This is a genomic window from Bacillus sp. FSL R9-9410, from assembly GCF_038050385.1.
Lineage (GTDB): Bacteria > Bacillota > Bacilli > Bacillales > Bacillaceae_G > Bacillus_A > Bacillus_A cereus_U.
On record NZ_JBBOTV010000001.1, the window covers coordinates 4,185,177 to 4,209,018 of the forward strand.

Consider the following 23,842-nt stretch of genomic DNA (forward strand, 5'->3'; position numbering starts at 1 on the left):
TTTCTCTTTACTTAAATACAGGTTCTTTAAAGCTCGCCAATTTTTCAAGTGATGTTTTATCAACATCAGCATGTAGACTTTTACCATGAGAATCCATCGTTACAACTGCTTTAAAACCATCGATACGTAAATGCCACATTGCCTCTGGGATACCGAATTGTAAGAAATCAACATCTTTCACTTCTTTAATACATTCAGCATAATATTGTGCTGCACCACCAATTGCATTTAAGTACACACCACCGTGTTCTTCTAAAGCTGCTAATGTTTTAGAACCCATACCGCCTTTACCAATTACAGCACGAATACCGAATTTTTTCATAATATCGCCTTGATATGGCTCTTCACGAATGCTTGTCGTTGGACCTGCCGCTTTAATTTGCCAATTGTCATTCTCATCTTTCACTACAACTGGACCGCAGTGATAAATAATTTGTCCCTTTAAATCTACTGGACAATCGTTATCCATTAAATGTTTATGAATCGCATCACGTCCTGTATACATCATGCCGTTAATTGTAACAACATCACCAACACGAAGTTCACGAATTTGCTCTTCTGTAATTGGAGCTTGTAATACGATTTCACGCTGCTCTGTTTGTTCTTGCGCAGCATCTTGCTGAAGTGTATCTTCACCTTCTTGGTATAACCAATCCATAATTTCACCTGTTTCAGGATGAATTGTTACACCAAGACGACGATATGCCCAGCAATTATATGCAACAGATACGTAGAAGCTCGCTGGCAAACGATTATATACTCCGACTTTGCAACCTAATAAAGTTGTTTCTCCGCCAAATCCCATCGTACCAATGCCAAGCTTATTTGCATTCTCTACTACGTACTCTTCAAGCTTTTGTAATTCTGGAACTGAATTTACATCATCTAATGTACGGAATAATTGATTTTTTGCTAATTCGTAACCTGATGTGCGGTCTCCCCCGATACCGACGCCGATTACCCCAGCGCTACACCCTTGCCCTTGCGCTTGATATACTGCATGAAGAAGGCATTTACGAATTCCTTCTAAATCACGCCCAGCTCGTCCAAGTCCTTCTATTTCACAAGGCAAGCTATATTGAATATTTTTGTTCTCACAGCCCCCGCCCTTTAAAATTAAACGTGCATCAATGTAATCTTTTTCCCATTGTTCAAACTTAATAACAGGTGTACCTGGTCCTAAATTATTTCCGCTATTGTCTCCAAAAAGAGAATCAACAGAGTTTGGACGAAGTTTACCATCTTTTGTCGCCCGCTCAAGCGCACTATAGATAGCTTCCTTCAGTTTTAATTGATTCACACCAACTGGTGTATAAATTTTAAACGTTGGCATCCCTGTATCTTGGCAAATTGGCGAGATATTATCATCTGCCATTTTAATATTATTCGTAATTGTGCCAAGTGCCATCGCCGAACGAGTTCCTGCATTTTCTCGTTCTTTCGCTTGTTGAATTGCGCGACGAACATCTTTCGGTAAGTTCGTTGACGTTTCAACAATTAGTTGATACATGCTTTCTTGAAGCTTTTCCATTGTTACTTCCCCCTCAATTGTGAACGCTACCAAAACGTTATGAAATGAAAATTCCATTGTTATACTCTTCAGCTGTTTATTTATCCCGCTATTTGCGGGCAGTAAGACTCCACCTCAAAATTCGGCTAGAGCAAAGAAGTTAGGTGGGAGCTCTGCTGCCCGTAAACGCCCGATTGGTGAAGGCTAATAATCAGTGGGGATGAACAAAACCCCCACTGATTAAAGTTTCACTTTATTTCACGCCATTAAAGGTTAAATGAAATTTTTCACAACTTGATTATACCTTTTTTTCTATATTCCTTCTATTATCCGTACAGAAAAAGGCTGCCAATTTTGTAGTGGCAGCCTTTTTAATATATTATTCGTCTTTTTTAAATTGCTCACATTTCAGTTCTAATTCATCTAACATTGCAAGAAGACGATCTACATCTTCTAATTCTACCTCTTCTGGTTCAATCGTATCAATTACTTCAATAAACATATTTAAACGTTTTTTCAAATATACTAGTTGTGAATCTTTATCTTGAATTGCTTTTCCCATGAAGGCACTCTCCTTTTAATTCGAGTTGCTTTTATTATACCGCAAAAATGATGGATATGGGCATGTAATTTCATCAAATTTGTCGCAGTAATTCATTATAATGTAAGCCCTCTCTCTTTTTTCACAAAAAAGTTTCACTTTATAAAAAGCACATATTCTTCTATTATAGAGAATGGACAAATTGTTATTTCAATAGTCAAAGGAGTATTTCATATGACGATATCACAAATAATGAAGCCGATTACTCCTTCTTACGATCCATGGGAAGCGTATATGGACCTTGAAGAGTACGGCAAACTACTATTAACAAACGTTGAGTTTACAACAACGACGTTATGCAATATGCGTTGCGAGCATTGCGCTGTTGGTTACACATTACAGCCGAAAGATCCAAATCCGCTTCCGATGGAGCTTTTATTAAAACGATTAGATGAGATTCCTTATCTACGTTCTTTAAGTATTACAGGCGGAGAACCTATGCTTTCAAAAAAATCCGTCGACAACTATGTAACACCACTCTTAAAATACGCCCATGAACGAGGCGTTCGCACTCAAATCAACTCAAACTTAACTATAGATTTAGCACGTTACGAACAAATTATTCCCTACTTAGATGTATTGCACATTTCACATAACTGGGGAACAATCGATGACTTCGTTGAAGGCGGATTTGCAATGATGGAGCGTAAACCTACTTATGAACAGCGCGCTAAATTATTTGAAAGAATGATTACAAATAGTAAAGCTCTATCAGAGGCAGGTGTACTCGTATCAGCCGAAACTATGTTAAACAAACGAACTCTACCGCATATGGAACATATTCACCGTCAAATCGTTGAAGAAATGGGCTGTAAACGTCATGAAGTGCACCCCATGTATCCGAGTGACTTCGCTAGCACACTTGAAATTTTAACAAAAGAAGAAATTCGAAATGCAATTGAACATTTATTAGAGATCCGTGATGAAAATGTATGGATGTTATTTGGAACATTACCTTTCTATGCATGTAGTGATGATGAACGTGATTTATACACATTGAAGAGATTACATGAAAGTAAAAATGTAACTGTCCGCAATGATCCAGATGGTCGTTCTCGTTTGAACGTAAATATTTTCGATGGAAATATTATCGTGACCGATTTCGGTGATGTCCCGCTTCTAGGTAATGTACAAACAAATACACTACAAGAAGCTTACGACAAATGGTGTGACTCAAAAACAGCAAAATCATTAAGTTGCCATTGTCCTGCCGTGAAATGCCTTGGACCAAATGTTCTTGTGAAAAATAGCTACTATCCAAAAGAAGATTTCTTATCAAAAACATCAAACATTATGTTATAAATAAAAAAACGTCAGCCTGTGTGCTGACGTTTTTCATTTCATTGTGAATGCGATGAAGAAACAAATTTAAAAAATAAATGATCATGAATTGGAATAGCAGCTCCGATTCCTTGAGATGTAATATTTTTCACGACAAGCCTTTTTTGATTCCCTTTTAACACAAGGTAGACTTCTCCAAATGTTACTTTTCCTTTTTCATTTACTGCTGGTGTATACGCATATAAATATCCAAGTTGACTTGGACTAATATTATAAACACGCTCATGTCCGGTACCATAGCCAATGGTTGTTTTAAATGAAAGTGGCAATTGTACTTTTTCAAGCGCTTTGAGAAGCATCATTTTTTTCACATCTGTAGCATCTTTCATATCTGCTGTTAAATCACCTTCGATTGTCTTTTGGGTTTCTTGCTTATAGCGAAGTGGGTATAAGCGATCACCTCCGCGATTATCATATACATTTCGATTTACTTGCTTATATTCCCAATTAATCGATGTGTCTATTGACTCATAATTTAATGCCCATTGACCTAAATAAATTTTCGCTCGGTATCCTACTGCAAGCGGTGCATTCGAAATTGTTGTTTCGTTAAACATTCGAATTAAATCAGGGTTTTCAATTTTGATATTTGCTGTTTTCAATAGTTCTTGCGCAAACTTACTTGGCTGTAAACGCGGTAAATCTTGTGCATCATTCGGAAATGTATTATCTTTTGAAATATTTAAAACAGATGAAGGCATTTTTACTTCTACCGTTGTCTTTGCAAAACTACTGTTAGGAAATAATAAGATAAACGAGACCATGGTTGAAAGACATATGCTGTATACTCGTTTCACCTGTCTGGCTCCTTCCTACATAAAGGTATATAATTTACTGTATTTATCCCGCATTAACGGGCAGTAAAAGCCCGATTGGTTCAGCTAATAATTAGCAGGGGATGGAGATCCCCCACTAATTAAAGTTTCACTTTATTGTTTTCTCTCATACGCATTGTTATCCCTATTTTTCATAATAAATAAAAACCAATTCCCATAATGACATACGCCGCTAATAAAGTGCCTCCTTCAAACCAGTTTGTATCCCCATCATTTGAAATCGCAATGGTTAAGAAAACAGCTGTAATCATAGAAACAAGTTCTGGTATTGTAAATACTAAAGGCATCTTTTGTGCAAAAAGCATCGAAAGAAGTACTAACACAGGAGCAACAAACATGGCGATTTGTAATGTAGAACCTACTGCAATTTCTACTGCGATATTCACTTTATTTTTATATGCCATAATAATCGCAGATGCATGTTCTGCTGCATTACCAACAATTGCAACGATAATAACCCCTATAAATAACTCTGACCAGCCAAACGACTTTGCGACCGTTTCAAAAGTATGTACGAGTGCCTCTGACACATAAGCAACTGCAAGTGTTGCTATCGCTAAAACGAGTAGCGCTTTACCTTTGGACCACTCTGGCTCTTCCTCATGTGCTACTTCATCACTTTTATGTTGATATACACCACGGTGCGTAACTAACTTAAATAGCAATGCAGCAAGGTACATAATAATCATGATAATAGAAACACCTATACTTAATTGATACGTCTTTCCAGCATCCATCTTCATTGAAAAAATCTCCGGAATAACAAAGGCTACAACAACAGCAAATATTAATAAAGCTGAATTATGTCTTGCATCATAAACATTGAAACTTTGCCTTTTATACTTAAGGCCACCTATAAAGAAGGATAGCCCTCCTACCAATAATAAGTTTCCAAGTACAGAACCAGTTAAAGAAGCTAAAACAACTTCTGTTAATCCTGCCTGAAGTGCAAAAATTGAAATGATAAGTTCAACGGCATTACCGAAAGTGGCATTTAATAAACCACCTATCCGAGGCCCAGAAACGATTGCTAAACTTTCTGTCGCCCTCCCCATAAAACCAGCTAATGCAATAATAGTAATGCAGTATACAGCAAACATAATGGTTTGTGGCCAATGAAGTGTTTTTCCGATTACAGAAAGTGGTACACCTATAAGCGCTACTGTAAGAAATATTTTATTAAACATGCTTTTCATCCTTCCATCGTATGTATTTCTCCTCGATATTATTATTATTCATCTCCTAACTTGTCCGATTTCATCACAATTACGTTTAAAAAATCGGGTTGAAGAAAACAGTATGAAAGATATTTAAATTATCTTGTTCAGACAGAAAAAATTATGAATTATGAAAAGAGGCTAAAAATATGCACTTAAAAGAAAAAATCGCAACTATTATTCAAGGTCAACGTACTGGTGTATTATCTACTGTACGTAACGATAAGCCACATAGCGCCTTTATGATGTTTTTCCACGAAGATTTTGTACTATATGTTGCAACAGATCGAAATTCAAAAAAGATAACAGATATCGAAAAAAATCCCAATGTACATGTACTACTTGGACGCGAAGGAAAGAAATTAGATGAAGATTACATTGAAGTTGAAGGTATAGCTTCCATCGAAGAAGATCAAACATTAAAAAACAAATTTTGGACTAATAGCTTAAAACGCTGGTTACTAGGTGCGGAAGACCCTAATTACGTACTAATAAAAATTAATCCCGATACAATTTATTACATCGATAGTGCCGGTACGACCGAGCCCGAGTTTTTACGACTATAAAATAAAAACAAGCCCCCTTAGGTGGGCTTGTTTTGTCGAAAGGTTCTTCTGAAAAAACAATAAAATAGGTGGAACTTTCTAAAGATTCTGTTATATAATAGAAGTAACTTAAATAAACTGTATTAAAACAGATTGAGGGGAGAAATAAAAATTGATGAAAAGAGAAGAACGAAAAAACATGATTGAGTTTATTGAAAAGAAAAAAGGGATTGAACGTGACGAATTATTATTTATGACAGATGATGAAGTAGAGCATATTTATAATGTAACGTACTTTTTATATGAAGAAATAGCAGAGTAGCATAATAAACCCCCACCTTATTAAAAATATAGGGCGGGGGTTTATTTCGCTTTTTATACATGAGAATGATTTTCATGTATAATAATGTAAGATTGGAGGAATTTCACTATGAGTTCATGGCTATTATTCGCACTATTATCAGCAATTGCTGCTGCCCTCGTATCTATTTTTGGAAAGATTGGCTTAGATGGAATCGATGCCAACGTCGCAACAACGGTTCGCTCTATTATTATGGCATTATTTATGGTAGGAGTTATTATTATACAAGGTAAATTTCAAAATATCGGTGATGTCCTCCTAAATAAAAAAGCACTGCTATTTATCACATTAAGTGGAATTGCAGGTGCTTCGTCATGGCTATTTTATTTTCTTGCCCTAAAAACAGGAAAAGTCTCACAAGTAGCACCTATCGATAAATTAAGTGTAGTGTTTTCCATTATTCTCGCGATGATTATATTAGGTGAAAAGTTAAACTTTATGACTGGTATTGGTGTAGTCTTTATTACAGCTGGTGTATTATTTATTGCTTTCAGCTAAAAAAACCGCTATTATTAGCGGTTTTTTCTTTTCCTTATGTAAATCCACACAATCAATATTACAATTGCCGAAACTAATAAAATCCATATTCCATAATGATGTAAACTGTATTCAACAAAGCGCCACTTCTCTCCCAGTTTCCAACCTAAGCCAATAAAAACACTTATCCAAATTAGTGCACCACCGTAAGCATACAAACAAAATCGCCACAATGTTAAATTTGAAACTCCAGCAAAATATGCTGTTAAATGACGTACTCCCGGTATAAAGTAGCCAATCATTAAAAGAAATGGACCGTATTTTTCAAATAAAATATGTGTTTTTTCAATATGATGTTCTTTAATTCTAACTTTCGGACCATATTTTTTTAAAACAGGGAGCCCAAGTTTTAAACCTAATATGTAACTTAATGTAATGCCAAGCATTGCACCTGCCATTCCACTTGAAAAAGCAGCTGTTCCTGACATAACTCCTTTTGAAATGTTATATCCAATAAAAGTCAATAAAAACTCATCCGGTATAGGTAATCCAACAATCCCGCCAGCTAAAGCTATAATAATTCCAAAATATCCATAATGTGCGATTAACTCGCCAATATGTTGTTCCATTCGGAAGACACATCCTATACACGATCGTTATTCCATATTGTGCCCATTCTATCTTTAAGACAAACATGGTATACATATTCACTATACATTGTTTTTATAATGAACTCTACTTCTATTCCATTCCTTAAACAGAGATTTAATCAGTGGTTTTTTTATCCATCCCCACTGATTATTAGCCTGCACCAATCGGGATTAAAAAATAAAAATTCATAGGCTTATTTTTTTGTTACAATAAAGGGAAGTTACTTTTTGCAACGGTTTAACTCTCAAGAAAAATGATATATCTAGCAAAAACATAGTTTGGTCTATATAATGCAACTTCTACCTATTAGAGTAACATGCACCCTTTTACATACAACATCATTTTTCTAAATTATACAGGGGGAACGAACATGACCATTGAAAAACAATTTATCCAAAAGATTTACTATAAAACATTTTTAACAGAAGACTCTTCCATTCCGGTAGCGGAAGTACTCGGTGAAACATATATAAATGAATCAAAAAATGAGTTCTCCAATATATCTAATATTCGCTTCGCACAAGGTGAAGTTTATTTTCAAACTAACGACTTTGAAGCAGCAATATTTAAATGGGAGAAAGTAAATAATGAACTTGCTCTCTGGGCTATGAAGAATATTGCAGATGCTTATTTCGAATTAGGTTTCTTACCAAAAGCAGAGGAACTTTATAAATCTATTCAATCAGAAGATACAACTCTTACGATGGAAGTTTCCCTACAACTTCTTTCTCTTTATATCGAGCAAGACCGTCTAGGACTGGCATTTAAGACGATTAGTGAAGCTGTTGCATTTCAACCGGACTATCCGAATATTACTGCGATTGCTCGCTCTTTCTATGAAAAACAAGAAGATTGGAATAATGCTATTGAACTCACTGTTCAAGAAGGAATTCGAACAAAATCATTACACTGGTTTGATACTTTAATAAATTATGTGAACAGAGGCTTTACTAAAAAAATTAAACCTGAGTATTTCTATGAATCTTTAAAAGCCTTATATACAATTGATCAAGTTCAATTTAAAGAGCTTGTTATTTCACTTTGGAACAGTTATCAAAATGAATCATTACATCTACCTTGGATTCAAACAATAAATCACCTATTCTTACATATTGAAGTAGACGCTAATGATGATTGGAATGAAATTTCTACTCGCTATCAAGAGACCTATTTTGACTTGATTACTGGACAATATTTCATGCACGAATTACAAGGACTTGTACCAGATTTATTAACAAATTGGTTTAGTTTAACGAAAGCCGAAGATTCTTTACTTGTCTCCGCAGCAGTATTAGCATGGAATGAAGTTTCACCGACAACTCTAGAATCATTACTCGTAAAAAGCGCAGGTGCCTTACTTTCAAATGCATCAGCTCATGCAAATGTTGATATGGCAGACGTATCAGCATTATTTGAAACGATTGCTGTATGGGCTGAGAAGAATGATGTAGATTTAGGTCATCAATTCACACTACTTGTTCGTGAGTTATACGATTTAACTGTTACACAACTTCTAGTAGCAGGCGCTAGCGATTATGATAAATCAGCCTTTATTAACTCTATACTAGGAGAAAATATATTAAATGAGGCTATAACAACTTCAATTACATTTAAAGATGATAGTCAAACTGAAATAACTGAGCTTACAGAACTAGATATACGAAATATACCAAACTTTGACGAACTTCATAACATACTAGCAGTACCTTCTCAGTCAAAACTAGAAAGAAAATGTATTGAAGTTAAATTACCAAGTAGATTTTTACGAAAAAATAAGTTTTCATTCCTTGTCACACCTACTGTTCATGGACAACTTGACAAAAACAGCTCTCACTTTGAATACTTACAGGCAGCAGATAGTCTCATCTATGTACTAAATTCAGCTTCACCATTACATGATGAAGAGCTCGATACATTATTATATATTCGTGAGCAAGTACCAAATTTACAAATTCAATTCGTCTTACAAACAATTGATACGAATACTAGTGAAAACATCACGAACAACATTAAAAAGAAAATACTCGTACATTTCCCAGAGGCACAATTTTTCCCTTACTCTCCTTCACAAGAGAGTAGTGAACAGCTAGGTAACGTAACCGACTCTATTCTTTCTAACCTTACTCAGCGTAATGTTGAAAAAGAACGCATTGAAAAATTATTATGGTTTATCCAAAAAACAATCGCATACCTTGTCAATGAGCGTGTGGAATTAGAAAATACGTTAGTGAAATCCGTCCGCTGGAATAAACATATTTTAGTAAAACTTGATGGTTTTATTAATAATCTTACTGCCATCCAAAAAGATAAAATTCGTTCTATTACAGAATCTTATCTCTTAACGAAAGAAGAGATTACGCAGGATATACATTCTCAAATTCCTGAATTGTTGCAGAGTTGCTCTGATCTTGTTCAAGAAGATAGTGATTTCAAATTGGTCCATGAAGAACTAAATGTAGCAATGAATGAAAGAATTCAAAAACATGTACAGCAAGTGCTTCTTCCTAAATTTACTGGGTCTATTCAAGAATGGATTGAAACTGCTCATAATGAATTCATTCAAGCTCAGGCTTATTTAGATGAAATGGGCGATACCTTTAATAAGCTCTATGAGGAAGAGCGTATTAAACTTCCTTGTGATTTCAAATTACTAGATGACTGGGATAGAGATGTTGCAAGAATGACGAATAGAATTACAGTAGCTAACATCAATATTTTATTACGCTTTACACCGACACAATTTTTCTTAAAGAGTGCAGGGAAATTATTCGGTAATATGCAAAAAAATCAATCTATGCTATCAAATAAATATAAACAATATATTGAAACAGAAGATTATACAGAAGTTGCTCAGATGATTTCAAAACAATTCTTCCTTCAATTTGAAGTATTTGAAGGTGCGCTAGAACGGGATATCATGATGTTCTTTAAAGACCCTCTTAGCATATTGAAACAAACCGTAGAAGCAGCCCAACTTGAAATACAAGAAGATGAGCAAACATTAACAAAGCTAAGAACGAACCCAGAAACTTATCATGATCCTTTAACACTCTTTAAATTGCAATTGTTACAACGAAAATTCATGTTAAATATCGACCGAAACAATGAAAACATTGCTTCACAAGAAACAATAAATAACACACCAACTGTTTAAATAAGAAAAACCAAGCAACTAATTTGCTTGGTTTTTCTTATTTCTAATTTGCAATTTTCACATGTTCAAATGGATAATATATCGCCATGAGCTTTCCTAATACTTCTGTTCTATCAATGAGCCCTAAGCCGTTCCTACTATCCCTACTAACTAAACGATTATCTCCCATCACAAAAATTTTATTTTTAGGAATTGTAATCGGTCCAAAATCTTCAGTTAAATTGATAAGTAATTTTTCTGCCTGTTTTTTATTATTCTTTAAATACTCTTCGTTTTTCACTTGATGATTAACATATAATTGATCATTCTTCATCTCAATCACATCTCCTGGCAATCCAATAACTCTCTTCACGTAGAAATTATCTGTCTTCACGACAATAATATCCTCTCTCTCATAACTTTCAAATCTCTTTGCAAGTTTATTAATAATTACTTTATCTCCATCTTGTAACGTCGGCCTCATCGATGCTCCTTTTACAGTCGTAGGAAAAAACAAAAAGATTTTTGCCAAAAACACCAATAAGCATGCAATTGCAATTATTTCAAAGAATTCACGCAAACTTTTTTTCTTTTGCATCATTCCACCATCTCATCATCTTTTTATTTTTATTATAAGTACTCCGACCGGTGAATTTCCACAAAATTCTGAATTATAACATTAGAATATTACAAATATAAAAATAATAACCCCATAAATTTGCTATTCTTATATACTATATTTTTCATCTGCTAAGCAGGACTTTTTCTATGAAATTCATACTTATAAAATACTGTACAAATTAAACAAACAAATATAGTAGCATAGCAATAAAAAAGATACTCTCAAAATAGTCTATCAACTATTTTTGAGAGTATCTTTTTATAATCCTACATATACGATACACATCTGCGCTGCGACATATGTAAACCAAATCCAAAGTGGTTCATACTTCAGTTTGCGCCCCCCGATATCTGTAACACCGATAATAAAATCAGAAATCACAAATAATAAACCACCAAGTGCTGGCACCCACCATATCCCTATATTCTCGTAATATAAGGCGAATGCAAAACATGCCATTCCTCCAACCCACAAACCGTAAATTAGAGCCCCTATTGTAAAAAGTTTGTCTTGTTTTTCATTTCGAATAAAGAAAAACCACCCTATAATTAGAAAGAGTCCGTATACGAGTAAACCGATCCAAAAACCATTCCATGAAATACCTGTTTGTAAAAATGCTTTCACATAGAAACAATGTGCAAGAGCGAAAGTAACCATTCCTCCAATTAATCGATGACCAATTGGAATTAGTCCTGCCATAAATAAATCCCCTACAGTTGATAAAGTCATACCGAGTGCAACCCACGTACTGTACTCAACCGATGGATCTTGTAACCATATCCAAATTGCACTTCCTGTTAAAGAAAAACTAAGAATAAGACGAACCGCTAAAGGTAACGGCATATTATTTCTCGTTCTTTTCGTCTGTCCTATTGCATAAATTGCTCCTATTAAAAAAAGAATAATTTGCCCGACTAACACAATGTAAAGTACATTCATAATATGTTCTCCTCAATAAATGCTTTTTCTATCTTTTTTTCGTTACATATAGCACGTTCTCCTTTTTCTATGTAAAAAAAGAAGAACAATACTGTTCTTCCATTTTAATCGTTTTTCTGTTCTCTATGCTAGTTGTTTTTCTTGCTCAACTTTCTTTTTAACCGGGTTACGATTTACTACAATAATTCCCGCTGCAACACATGCTAAACCAAATAGTACAAAGGAATGAATTGCTTCCCCTAAAATCAGACTTGATAGTAGCACACCAAACACTGGTATAAAGAACATATACATCGAGACTTTCCCTACTTTGTTATACTTCATAATTGTATTCCATATACAGAATCCTGCTGCTGATAAGAACGATAAATATATGAGCATAAGTATTGCATGTAGATTAAATGCGAATGGCATCATTCCAACTTGAAATGCACCTATACATATCAACCCAATTGATCCGAAAATCATCTGATATGCTGTCATATACCCAATATCTAACTTTTTACTACCTTCTTTCGCTAATATGTTTCCATACGAATACATCATCGCTGCTCCAAGAAGTAATAAGCTACCTATTCCAAAATGGAATGATAAACTTCCATCACTCGGTACATTCACTAAAATCACACCGCAAAAACCGATAGCTACTCCAATTACCTTTCTCCTATTTAGAGCATCATCTTCATATAAAAAGTGTGCGAGTAAAATTTGAAAGAATGATGATGTTCCTGAAATAATCGCTCCTTCAATTCCTGAGCTGTAACTCATTCCAATATAAAAACATATATATTGAAGAAAAGTTTGAAACAGGCCAATTTGAACTAACTGCTTTCCTGTTCCTTTTTTGAACTTCATATCTTTTCCTAACGCTTTAAAAAATAATAAGAGCATTACACCAGATAAGAAAAAGCGATAGCCAGCAAATAATATTTGTTCCCCGACTTCTTGTGGCTGAATTCCAAGTTCAACATAGCTTAATTTAATAAAGGGAAATGCGCTTCCCCATAAAAATGTTGCAACTATTGCAGCAATAAACACACCAATCGGATGGGTGAAAAATTTCTCTGTCTTCAACTTGATGTCTTCCTTTCCGACCTTTTTATGAACAATATTCATATATACCAAAGGAAATGCGAAAATACAAGTTTTCAGTTTATCCCGCTATTCGCCGGGCTGTAAAAGCCCGATTGGTGAAGGCTAATAATCAGTGGGGGATGAACAAAACCCCCACTAATTAAAGTTTCACTTTATACTAAAACAAAAACATATCATCTAAGAAAAACATATGCTATACTATAGAATAATTACAACATAATAACTATTAAAATCAGATTCAACAGAAATGCTGCTATCCACTATGGATGGCAGCTTTCGTCGTTTTATAGGGGTTTCGATTTTGATTCTTTTTCTCAATAAGAATTTGGAAGGAGCGAGTATTAATGAACGCAGAAGTAAAAACATTACAAGCACAAAAAGATATTTCTCATCCCTCTTTATGGGATACATTAAAGAAACATTACGAACTTATATTTGCAATCGCATCTGGTATTTTTATTTTAGCTGGCTGGTTATTCACAAAAAATGATGCAATAAGTGCAGGTATTACTTTCTATATCCTTGCTTATGTAATTGGAGGATTTGCAAAAGCGAAAGAAGGTATTGAAGACTCAATTGAAGAGAAAGAGCTAAATGTTGAAATGCTCATGATTTTTGCAGCTATCGGCGCCGCAGTTATCGGTTACTGGGCAGAAGGTGCTATTTTAATCTTCATCTTTGCATTAAGCGGAGCAATGGAATCTTATACATTAAGTAAAAGCCAAAAAGAAATTTCGGCGCTTCTTGATCTACAACCTGAAGAAGCATTACGTATTTCAAACGGAATTGAGGAACGTATTCCAGTTGGACAATTACAAATTAACGATATTATTTTAATTAAGCCAGGTGAGCGTGTTCCTGCTGATGGCACAATTCATACTGGTGAAACAAATATTGATGAAGCTGCTATTACAGGAGAACCTATTCCGAATGAGAAAAAATTCGGCGATGAAGTATTTGCTGGCACTGTAAATTTACGTGGAGCTATTGAAGTTAAAATTACGAAGCCGAGCGATCAAACATTATTCCAAAAGATTATTCGTCTCGTTCAAAGTGCACAAAGCGAAAAATCACCATCACAACTATTCATCGAAAAATTTGAAGGAACATACGTAAAAGGTGTACTACTTGTTGTTGCGCTTATGATGTTCGTTCCTCATTTCTTACTTGATTGGAGTTGGAATGAAACGTTTTATCGCGCGATGATCTTACTTGTAGTCGCTTCTCCTTGCGCCCTAGTTGCAGCCATTACACCGGCAACTTTATCAGCAATTTCAAACGGAGCGAGAAACGGTATTCTCTTTAAAGGTGGTATTCATTTAGAACGTCTAGCTTCAGTAAAGGCGATTGCCTTTGATAAAACAGGAACATTAACACAAGGAAAACCTACTGTAACAGATGTATATGTTCGAGAAGGCATAGCAGAAAGTGAAGTACTTTCTATTACAGCAGCGATTGAAAGTCACTCTACACATCCTTTAGCAGAAGCGATTGTTAAATATGCAAAACACGCTTACGACATTACGATAAAAAAACCAGAAAACGTTGAAGATGTAACTGGTTTTGGATTAAAAGGAATATTAGAAAACAAAGCTTATAAAATTGGTAAAGCTGATTTTATTGGAGAAGAAATAAAAACATTCCATAATGGCATTTCTGCTTCACTTGAAAAAGAGGGGAAAACTGTCGTTTATATTAGTGATGAGGATGGTATTCTTGGACTGATCGCTTTAAAAGATACCCTTCGCCAAGAAACGATAGCGGCTATTCGTGATTTGCAAAGCATTGGTGTCGAAGCAATCATGATTACTGGTGATAATGAAGAAACAGCAAAAGCAATTGCCAATGAAAGTAATATAAAAGAATATTACGCATCATGTTTACCGGAAACAAAAGTTGAAACGATAAAGCAGTTAAAAGAAAAGTACGGCATAGTCGCCATGGTTGGAGATGGTATAAACGATGCACCTGCCCTCGCTACTGCTAGTATTGGTGTTGCAATGGGTGAAGGAACAGACGTAGCATTAGAGACTGCAGACGTTGTTCTTATGAAGAACGAATTATCTCGTCTCTCTCAAGCAATCCGTTTATCAAAACGAATGAACCGTATTGTGAAACAAAACGTTATCTTCTCTTTAGCTGTCATTGCAATGCTGATTTGTTCTAACTTCTTGCAGTTTTTAGCTCTTCCATTCGGTGTTATTGGCCATGAAGGAAGTACCATTCTTGTAATCTTGAATGGCTTACGATTATTAAAAGGCAATAAGTAACGGGTCCCTGATAAAGGACCCGTTTTTTTTTAATGGTAGCTATTATGACCGTTCGCACTGCTGCTCGTTTTATGCTTTGGATGCGAACTGCTCTTTTGTTTATTATTGCTTTTATTATTGTGGTTCTTTTTATTATTACTCATGAAATATCCCCCCTGTTCCCTTTTATTATGGAACAAGAGCTCATTTTTCATTACGGGAATTATTGTCACCCGTTCTATAATGATGGAGTAAACCATTAATTTCACCGCCAAGTAAAATTACCCACGCAGTTAAGTAAAACCATAACATTAAAATAATGATACCACCGAGACCACCATATGTATTAGCGTAATTTGCAAATTTATCTACATAATAGGCAAATGAGTACGATACCACAATCCATCCTACGGTAGCAAATATTGCTCCCGATATGACTTCTCTTCGCTTTAATTTCCGATCAGGCGCAAATGTATATAAAAAGCTAAACAAAGCGATCAAGACAAAGAAACTTGCTACTAAACGCGTAATACTCCACACGTAAGAAAAACTATCCGATAAACCAATTGCTTTAAACACGGCTGCCCCAATCACTTGTCCAAATACTGGGACGATTAGTGCAAACACAATCATAAAAATTATCGCTAACGTGAACACGATAGATAAAGCTCTTGTTTTAATAAAGGAACGGGTTTCTGTTACATCATAAGCGCGATTAAAAGCGTTCATAACCGCATTTACCCCGTTTGAAGCAAACCATAACATCGATAGTAAACCGAATGATAATAAACCACCATTTTGTTCGTTTACAACTTTATCTACGTTTACTTCAATTAAGTTCATCGCATCTTCTGGTACGTACGGTTCTAATAAATTGAGCACACTTTCTGTTTGAAGGTCAATAAAGCCAAGAAGCGTAATTAAGAAAACAAGCCCAGGGAAAATCGCAAGCAAGAAGAAATAAGCGAGCTGTGCTGCTAAGCCCGCTACATCATCGCGCATCGTCCGGTCATATAAATCTTTCCCAAACGAAAAAGTACGATTTCTTTTTGCTTTTTCTAGAAATTTTCTCATATTTTTTAGACGCTTTTCTTCTCTTCTTTATTTTGCTTTAGCTCAATGTATGCTTCAGTTTTTTTTTCCTCTGCATTTGAGTCCTTCATAAATAATTCACGCGCTTCTTTCATACCACCATCTTCAGCTACCACTGGCTCTTCTTCTGCTTTAAGCTCATCTACCTTTGGAGATACAGCTTGAATTTCAATCGTTTCCGGCTTTTCTACTGGCACAATTTTTTTCTTACTAAAAATTTCTTTCGTTTCTTTTAACGTTTCTACAACAGACGGCGTTAATTTTTTAATTTCTGCTACTTTCGCTTTCACTACATTGAAATCAGCAAGTTCGCGTCCTTTATCTGTAACAGTTTGCACTTTTTCTTTTATCTTCGCATTTTCACCAATTTCAATCATCTTTGTTTTTGCCTTTTCTGCCGTATTTTTTACTTTTTCACGGTTTTCTTTCTTTAACATAGATACAGCTACACCTGCAGCTACACCAATCGCAATGTTTCGAGCAATATTATTTTTCTTTGCCATATTCCTTCACCCTTTCATTTCTTATATTAGAAAGTATTACTTTCTAAGCTTCCTCATATTCCTTGTTCATTTCGAATGAAAGCTAATAGCTTTACACACCCTTCTGTTACAAGGTCATACACTTCTTGGAAGTTCCCTGTAAAGTAAGGGTCAGGAACGTCTGTCCAGCCACCGTCTGGAACAAAATCGGACAGTCTACCAATATAGCCTCCAGTTTTACCAAAACTTTTTAAATCCGCTATATTCTTGTTATCCATGGCAATAATATAATCAAACTTTGTTAAGTCTTCTTTTTCTACTTGCCGTGCTTTAATTCCTTCAAAAGAGACTTCATTTTCTTTTAAAATTTTTTGTGTCCCTTTATGTGGCGGATGACCAATATGCCAATCTCCAGTTCCTGCAGAATCAATGACAATTTTCTCTTCGAGTCCCTCTTTTACGACAAAATCTCGAAAAATTGCTTCTGCCATTGGAGAACGACAAATGTTCCCAAGACAAACAAACAATACTCGGACCATATTTTTGTTTCTTCCCTTCTTGGTGCATTTCTTACCATATACTTATATAGTATAAACAACCAATTATTAATTATAAAGGAAATCCCTACTAATTTAATAGGATTGAAAAGTTTCATTAACGAAAATGATAAAAAAATGTTAAGATAACCTTATGTTATTTTAAAGGGGGACACTTCGGTGGATTTATCCGTAAAATCAGAAGCAAACGTTGAATATATGGTAGAAGCTATTAAAGAAAAATTACGCATGGTTAATGCTGGGGCAATGAGAGCTGCTAGTTTTAATGAAGAAATGTACGAGGACTTACGTGACATTTATGAGCACGTTATAAAACGTGAAACATTCAGTATTAGTGAAATGCAAGCTATTACTGAGGAATTAGGTACATTAATTAAAAAATGACAAAGAGCCTCACGTATTCGAGGCTCTTTTAATTTCAACAAATTCATGACAACTCTTCTCTTTTCCTCCTCACATTCTAAATTACTGTACAATGAAAGTAGAACCTCACCTTAGATTTTTTCTCCATACATACTACTCTAAAAAAATTGCCACACTACCATTGCTAACTGTTTTTACTGGGGGGTGCTTACTTATGAGCAATTGGTACAGTAAGACGAAAGATCAAACATTAATCGATTTAGAAACAAATGAACAGCACGGTTTAACTGATGAAAACGTAAATGAACGTTTAAAGCAATATGGCCCTAATGAATTAGCTACAAAACAAAAACGTACTTTATGGCAGCGAGTTTTCGCCCAAATTAATGACGTCCTCGTATATGTCCTTATTATAGCTGCCCTTATTTCCGCCTTTGTAGGTGAATGGGCCGATGCAAGTATTATCGCGCTCGTTGTAGTTTTAAATGCTGTTATCGGTGTAATCCAAGAATCGAAAGCAGAACAGGCTTTAGAAGCATTGAAAAAGATGGCAACACCTAAAGCTATTGTAAAGCGAGATGGTGAACTAAAAGAGATTCCATCTGAGCATGTCGTTCCAGGTGATATCGTTATGCTTGATGCTGGGCGGTATATCCCCTGCGATTTACGACTTATCGAAACTGCGAATTTAAAAATTGAAGAATCTGCTCTAACTGGTGAATCTGTCCCTGTCGATAAAGAGGCAGTCTACCACCCTTCCATGCAAAGTGATGAGCAAGTACCATTAGGCGATCAAAAAAACATGGCATTTATGTCGACGTTAGTAACGTATGGACGTGGCGTCGGTGTTGCTGTTGAAACTGGGATGAACTCACAAATTGGCAAGATCGCTACCCTTTTACATGAAGCAGACGATGATATGACACCACTTCAAAAAAGCTTAGCACAGGTAGGAAAATATTTAGGATTTGTCGCTGTAGCTATTTGCGCTACTATGTTTCTCATCGGTTTTTTACAGGGCCGGGATACGTTAGAAATGTTTATGACCGCAATTAGTTTAGCTGTTGCAGCCATTCCAGAAGGCTTACCAGCTATCGTTTCCATCGTTCTTGCAATTGGTGTTCAGCGTATGATTAAACAAAACGTTATCATTCGTAAACTACCAGCTGTTGAAGCTCTCGGTTCTGTCACAATTATTTGTTCAGATAAAACAGGTACATTAACTCAAAATAAAATGACCGTTACTCACTTTTATAGTGATCGCACATACGACCAGCTAGAAAATTTGAATGTAAATAATGATGCACACCGTCTATTATTAGAAAATATGGTTTTATGCAACGATGCTTCTTACGGTACCGCCTCACAAACAGGGGATCCTACAGAAATTGCCCTTCTTGTTGCCGGAAGCTCGTTTAACATTCAAAAAGATCATTTAGAAAATAAACATGAACGTGTTAACGAATTGCCTTTCGAGTCTGATCGTAAAATGATGTCAACTGTACATACGTACGATGAAAGCTACTATAGCATGACGAAAGGTGCAATTGATAAACTTTTACCTCACTGTACCCACATTTTTATAAATAATAAACTGGAGGTCCTAACAGATTCTGATAAAAATCAAATATTAGAAGCTGCCGGGTCAATGTCGCAAGAAGCCTTAAGAGTACTTTCATTCGCATATAAACGATACGATTCAAACGATGTGGATATAAATCACCTCGAAGAAAATCTCATCTTTATCGGTCTTGTCGGTATGATTGATCCACCACGCACAGAAGTAAAAGATTCAATTACAGAATGTCAAAAAGCTGGTATTCGCACAGTTATGATTACTGGTGATCATAAGGATACCGCCTTTGCAATTGCCAAAGAACTTGGCATTGCTGAAGAAAAATCTGAAATTATGATTGGAACTGAATTAGATACCATTTCAGATACAGAACTAGCAAGTAAAATTAATCACTTAAATGTATTCGCTAGGGTCTCTCCAGAACATAAAGTGAAGATTGTAAAAGCATTACGTGCTGAAGGAAATATCGTTTCCATGACTGGTGACGGGGTAAATGATGCTCCTTCTTTAAAGCAAGCAGATGTTGGAGTAGCAATGGGAATTACAGGAACAGACGTCGCAAAAGGCGCAGCAGATGTAGTTTTAACAGATGATAACTTCTCATCTATTGTGAAAGCTGTTGAAGAAGGAAGAAATATTTATCGTAATATTAAAAAGTCTATTCTCTTCCTACTTTCTTGTAATTTCGGCGAAATTATAGCTCTCTTTTTAGCTATTTTACTCGGCTGGGCAACACCACTACGCCCGATTCACATTTTGTGGGTAAATTTAATTACAGATACACTGCCTGCATTATCACTCGGTGTTGATCCTGAAGATCCAGATGTGATGAAGGAAAAACCACGGCATGCGAAAGAAAGCTTATTTAGCGGCAGCGTTCCTTTTCTTATTTTCAATGGGGTTGTAATTGGACTGCTTACTTTAACAGCCTTTATCGTTGGGGCAAAGCTCTATACAGGAGATACAAATTTATTTCCTCTCTTCCCAGAGCAAATTGATGAAGACGCGCTATTACACGCTCAAACGATGGCATTTGTCGTTCTTAGTTTTTCCCAGCTCGTTCATTCATTTAACTTACGTTCAAGAACGAAATCAATTTTTTCAATTGGGATATTTACAAATAAATATTTAGTCTTCTCACTTCTAATCGGTGTTCTTATGCAAGTGTGTATCATTTCCATCCCACCTCTTGCCAATATATTTGGTGTACATGCATTAACATTACGCGATTGGGGATTCGTTCTCTTGTTAAGTATCATTCCGCTTGTTGTGAATGAAATCATTAAATTATTTAAGAGAAAATAAAGTGCAACTTTAATTAGTGGGGATTTTGTTCATCCCCACTAATTATTAGCACGCAAATAGCGAATAAAAGGCAATGAGGAATATTCCTCATTGCCTTTTTGTTTATCCTTGTAATTCTTTTTTAATATTTTCTGTTAATGTAGCCATACGCTTACGACTTTCTTCACGCTCACGTTTATTTTGCTCTTCAATTTGTTGTGTTTCTTGCATACCTCTTGAAATAATGTTCCAAGTTTCCTCAAGTGTTTCCATCTTAATACTAGAAGAACCTGATATTCTCGCTACTTCCACACTTTGAGTTGCGATATTTTGTGCATTTTTCTTAAGTAATTCATTTGTACGGCGATCAAGTTCAGCCATCGAGTCCGCAACAAGCTTTTGACGTTTCGCATTTACCGCTTGAATGATACCATTTTTAAAGATAGGAATCGTTGTAATAAATGCTGTATTGATTTTACCGATTAATTTATTGTTACCGCGTTGAATCATACGGATTTGTGGCGCTGTTAATAGAGCAACCATACGTGCTTTTTCTAAATCATCAATACGTTGTTCTAAAATTTCAACAGAGTTTTTAAGCGATTCTAATTCAATACCTGCTAACTGATCATTATTACGTATGCGCTCTTCGTACATCGGAACTAACTCTGTATTTAAACGCTCTAATAGCATTTCCCCTGCTACTACGTATTTTTCTAAGTCTAAATAATACTTTAAGTTTTGCTCATATAAACCATCTAACGTACCAATTGATTTTTTCATTTCATCTTGATACTTCGTAATTTCTACGTATACTTTATCCATTTCGCGACCCATCGTCTGATACTTACTAAAGATTTGTTCAATCATTTTATCTGCTTTTTTGAACATACGTGAGAAGAAACCACTTTTCTCTTCCGCAAAGTCTTTACTATCAAATCTGTCCATAATTTTACCGAGCTGCTTTAATAATTCACCAGAGTCTTCTACTTTCGATAAAGACATTGTATGTAAAATTTGATCAGCGAAACGTGAAATTTCCATAGAAGGTTCTTTTCCGAGTTCAATTAATTCTAATTGATCTTTAATATCTACTGCATTATAAATACGTTGCACTTCTGCATCTTGTCTAAGTTGCAAGCGAACATCTTGTGCGGTTTGCTCATTCAATTCTGTTTTCGAATCTAGTACGACTGGGTTATTCATATGATATTCTCCCTTTCCTTATAAAAATGGACGAAATAGTCCTTTTATTGTTTGTGATAAATTTTTATAGGCTGATGAACCATGAAATTCAAGATCGAAATTAACTTCTTCAAGCCAATGTGAATCAAATGCTCCTGATTGAATATAGGGTTCAATATCGTTTCTCCCCGTTGGATTAAAGTGGAATACATCTACTCCAATTTGATTTAAAAATAGTAATAACACAGCATCAGAACGACTTAATTCTCCGCTCTTCTCATTATTAAATATAACAATTTTCGGTACTTCTTGCGAATAATCAAATTTCTCAAGCTGCTCTAAAATGTTCGGTGGTATTTGAGAGAGTTGCGCGAAAACATACAGTGCTACATCTTGTTTCGTCTCTTTCGTAATTGGTTTACACATTTCACTTTCACACGTATGGATGATTGCTTCTGCAATACCATGTTGTAATCCTTCTGGTAAACGCTTATGTGGCCACCAATGGCTGTTCATAATTAAATCCGGATGTAACTTCCCTGTGCGGTCCAATGCATCTCGATAATGATATTGGAAATTCGCTTTTTGTTCTTTCGTAAACGGGAATGTATTAATTAAAAAACTGTTATCAAATGATGTAACAGCCTTTAATCGCTGGAAATATTCTTTATCATTCTTTGAAACCCCTGATATTTTTGCAAATAAAGAAGGAATATAAATATGCTTATTTTCAACAAAGAATGTTGGACGTACAAATGCCTTTTCTTTCGTAATTAAAAAAAGTTCATCGTACGTCGTTTTGAGCGTACGGGCTACAGGTGTATACGAACGGAATTGCCACGGTTTGTATAATAATGAATTATCGTGGTGAAGTACTTGCTCGATTTCTTTTGAAGCTTGATAAGCTACTGTTGCGACGCGTTCACGACGCCGATCAGGAAATGGTTCCAATGAAATACGGCCTGAATGAGATACGACAAAGGTCTTTCCTTCCTCATCTACACTCTCAAATCCATCTTTTCCTTCGGGGTGATAATAAAGCACATCACAGCCGAGCATAATAAGAAAGTATAAGAAATATATGCGACTCTCCGTCGCATCACCGTACCAAACGATACGCGGCATTTGTTTCTTATAATTAATGATAGAGAACCACTTCGCTACGTAATTTTCACTTAATTTAATCATATCGATTAAGAAACGCCGGAATCCTTCTGTTTTTAAAGATTGATTATGTTGTTTCTCATACAATTTCAATATAGAAATAAACGTCGTATGTATATAATGCTGTAAATCAGGATTGTCTACTTGCGGTAATAGTTGTTTTCCAGACAAATGTGCTACAAGCCTATTTACTGTAAGTCCATTCGGCGCTTCTTGATGTAATGCAAAAACTTCTTGAATATGGCGCAGTTTTTCGGGATCAATCACCTTATTTAAATTTTGTTCATGCAAAACCTCAATCCCTTTTGCTTCACTATAATCAAATAGTTCATTGAAATATTCATCTACATCATTAGGAACACCAAGAATGCGACTTGCTATGTAACTAAATTTCATCTCATTCTCTGTCAGTTCATATTGTGGGCGTTTTTCTAAAAGCGCTTCAAATTGCTTTAAATCTGATTCATCTTTTAATGCACATGGTTGAAGTGTAAAACGTGCAAACACAACAGTTCACCTCCAAAAACATTTACGTTTTTTATAAAGTCTCTCTTCTATTATA

General features: G+C 35.3%; 21 protein-coding genes. 8 read left to right on the forward strand and 13 right to left on the reverse strand.

Annotation, left to right across the window (positions count from 1 at the left end; genetic code table 11):
* Positions 1-7: 7 nt before the first annotated feature.
* Positions 8-1,531 (reverse strand): class I fumarate hydratase, encoded by a 1,524-nt coding sequence (gene fumA, locus MKX77_RS21775; protein WP_341307776.1) that lies wholly within the window; start codon positions 1,529-1,531, stop codon positions 8-10.
* Between the two features lie 358 nt (positions 1,532-1,889).
* Positions 1,890-2,072 carry an SE1561 family protein gene (locus MKX77_RS21780; RefSeq protein WP_002091170.1) on the reverse strand — a complete coding sequence of 61 codons (183 nt, stop codon included), beginning with the start codon at positions 2,070-2,072 and terminating at the stop codon, positions 1,890-1,892.
* Positions 2,073-2,285: 213 nt separating this feature from the next.
* Between MKX77_RS21780 and yfkAB the strand changes: the two genes are divergently transcribed.
* Entirely contained in the window at positions 2,286-3,413 is a 1,128-nt protein-coding gene (gene yfkAB, locus MKX77_RS21785) for a radical SAM/CxCxxxxC motif protein YfkAB (protein ID WP_215555132.1), read from the forward strand.
* Positions 3,414-3,451: 38 nt separating this feature from the next.
* On the opposite strand, the gene MKX77_RS21790 is transcribed toward yfkAB, so the two are convergent.
* Both MKX77_RS21790 and cax read right to left on the reverse strand, forming a co-directional pair.
* On the reverse strand, positions 3,452-4,249 hold the full coding sequence (locus MKX77_RS21790; RefSeq protein ID WP_215555131.1) for a YfkD famly protein: 798 nt from the start codon (positions 4,247-4,249) through the stop codon (positions 3,452-3,454).
* A gap of 170 nt (positions 4,250-4,419) precedes the next feature.
* Positions 4,420-5,475 (reverse strand): calcium/proton exchanger, encoded by a 1,056-nt coding sequence (gene cax / locus MKX77_RS21795; protein WP_002159406.1) that lies wholly within the window; start codon positions 5,473-5,475, stop codon positions 4,420-4,422.
* 179 nt (positions 5,476-5,654) lie between these two features.
* Here cax and MKX77_RS21800 point away from each other — a divergent pair, with 179 nt between their 5' ends.
* The 3 genes from MKX77_RS21800 (at position 5,655) to MKX77_RS21810 (ending at position 6,909) form a co-directional block, all read left to right on the forward strand.
* Positions 5,655-6,071 carry a pyridoxamine 5'-phosphate oxidase family protein gene (locus MKX77_RS21800; protein ID WP_002140268.1) on the forward strand — a complete coding sequence of 139 codons (417 nt, stop codon included), beginning with the start codon at positions 5,655-5,657 and terminating at the stop codon, positions 6,069-6,071.
* A 154-nt stretch (positions 6,072-6,225) separates the two neighbouring features.
* Positions 6,226-6,372, forward strand: a complete 147-nt coding sequence (locus MKX77_RS21805) for a BH0509 family protein (protein ID WP_000817786.1) — start codon at positions 6,226-6,228, stop codon at positions 6,370-6,372.
* Between the two features lie 108 nt (positions 6,373-6,480).
* Positions 6,481-6,909 (forward strand): EamA family transporter, encoded by a 429-nt coding sequence (locus tag MKX77_RS21810; RefSeq protein WP_002029573.1) that lies wholly within the window; start codon positions 6,481-6,483, stop codon positions 6,907-6,909.
* A 14-nt stretch (positions 6,910-6,923) separates the two neighbouring features.
* On the opposite strand, the gene MKX77_RS21815 is transcribed toward MKX77_RS21810, so the two are convergent.
* Complete coding sequence (locus MKX77_RS21815; protein WP_341307777.1) at positions 6,924-7,517, reverse strand: DedA family protein; 594 nt, start codon at positions 7,515-7,517, stop codon at positions 6,924-6,926.
* Between the two features lie 392 nt (positions 7,518-7,909).
* On the opposite strand from MKX77_RS21815, the gene MKX77_RS21820 reads away from it, so the two are divergent.
* Complete coding sequence (locus MKX77_RS21820) at positions 7,910-10,693, forward strand: tetratricopeptide repeat protein (RefSeq protein WP_341307778.1); 2,784 nt, start codon at positions 7,910-7,912, stop codon at positions 10,691-10,693.
* 43 nt (positions 10,694-10,736) lie between these two features.
* Here the strand turns inward: MKX77_RS21820 and lepB are convergent, their stop codons facing one another.
* The 3 genes from lepB to MKX77_RS21835 form a co-directional block, all read right to left on the reverse strand.
* Positions 10,737-11,273, reverse strand: a complete 537-nt coding sequence (gene lepB, locus MKX77_RS21825; RefSeq protein ID WP_215555128.1) for a signal peptidase I — start codon at positions 11,271-11,273, stop codon at positions 10,737-10,739.
* Between the two features lie 279 nt (positions 11,274-11,552).
* Positions 11,553-12,233 (reverse strand): lysoplasmalogenase, encoded by a 681-nt coding sequence (locus MKX77_RS21830; protein ID WP_341307779.1) that lies wholly within the window; start codon positions 12,231-12,233, stop codon positions 11,553-11,555.
* Between the two features lie 123 nt (positions 12,234-12,356).
* Complete coding sequence (locus MKX77_RS21835) at positions 12,357-13,307, reverse strand: DMT family transporter (RefSeq protein WP_341307780.1); 951 nt, start codon at positions 13,305-13,307, stop codon at positions 12,357-12,359.
* Positions 13,308-13,936: 629 nt separating this feature from the next.
* Here MKX77_RS21835 and MKX77_RS21840 point away from each other — a divergent pair.
* Complete coding sequence (locus MKX77_RS21840; protein WP_429698457.1) at positions 13,937-15,598, forward strand: heavy metal translocating P-type ATPase; 1,662 nt, start codon at positions 13,937-13,939, stop codon at positions 15,596-15,598.
* A 183-nt stretch (positions 15,599-15,781) separates the two neighbouring features.
* Here the strand turns inward: MKX77_RS21840 and MKX77_RS21845 are convergent, their stop codons facing one another.
* From MKX77_RS21845 to MKX77_RS21855, 3 genes are read right to left on the reverse strand one after another with little or no spacing between them, the layout of a single operon-like run.
* Entirely contained in the window at positions 15,782-16,651 is an 870-nt protein-coding gene (locus MKX77_RS21845) for a YihY/virulence factor BrkB family protein (RefSeq protein WP_002063656.1), read from the reverse strand.
* A gap of 5 nt (positions 16,652-16,656) precedes the next feature.
* On the reverse strand, positions 16,657-17,172 hold the full coding sequence (locus MKX77_RS21850; protein ID WP_002115844.1) for a DUF4075 domain-containing protein: 516 nt from the start codon (positions 17,170-17,172) through the stop codon (positions 16,657-16,659).
* A gap of 53 nt (positions 17,173-17,225) precedes the next feature.
* The gene (locus MKX77_RS21855; RefSeq protein ID WP_002125006.1) at positions 17,226-17,690 is read right to left on the reverse strand and encodes a low molecular weight protein-tyrosine-phosphatase; all 465 of its coding nucleotides are present in this window, start codon (positions 17,688-17,690) and stop codon (positions 17,226-17,228) included.
* A 177-nt stretch (positions 17,691-17,867) separates the two neighbouring features.
* Here MKX77_RS21855 and MKX77_RS21860 point away from each other — a divergent pair, with 177 nt between their 5' ends.
* Positions 17,868-18,092, forward strand: coding sequence for a DUF1128 domain-containing protein (locus tag MKX77_RS21860; RefSeq protein WP_215555125.1), 225 nt, complete (start codon positions 17,868-17,870; stop codon positions 18,090-18,092).
* 193 nt (positions 18,093-18,285) lie between these two features.
* Positions 18,286-20,952 (forward strand): cation-translocating P-type ATPase, encoded by a 2,667-nt coding sequence (locus tag MKX77_RS21865; protein ID WP_341307782.1) that lies wholly within the window; start codon positions 18,286-18,288, stop codon positions 20,950-20,952.
* A gap of 102 nt (positions 20,953-21,054) precedes the next feature.
* On the opposite strand, the gene MKX77_RS21870 is transcribed toward MKX77_RS21865, so the two are convergent.
* Positions 21,055-22,137: a toxic anion resistance protein gene (locus MKX77_RS21870; protein WP_002113709.1), complete on the reverse strand. Its 1,083-nt coding sequence runs from the start codon at positions 22,135-22,137 to the stop codon at positions 21,055-21,057.
* An 18-nt stretch (positions 22,138-22,155) separates the two neighbouring features.
* Complete coding sequence (locus MKX77_RS21875; protein WP_341307783.1) at positions 22,156-23,787, reverse strand: YceG family protein; 1,632 nt, start codon at positions 23,785-23,787, stop codon at positions 22,156-22,158.
* Positions 23,788-23,842: the final 55 nt, after the last annotated feature.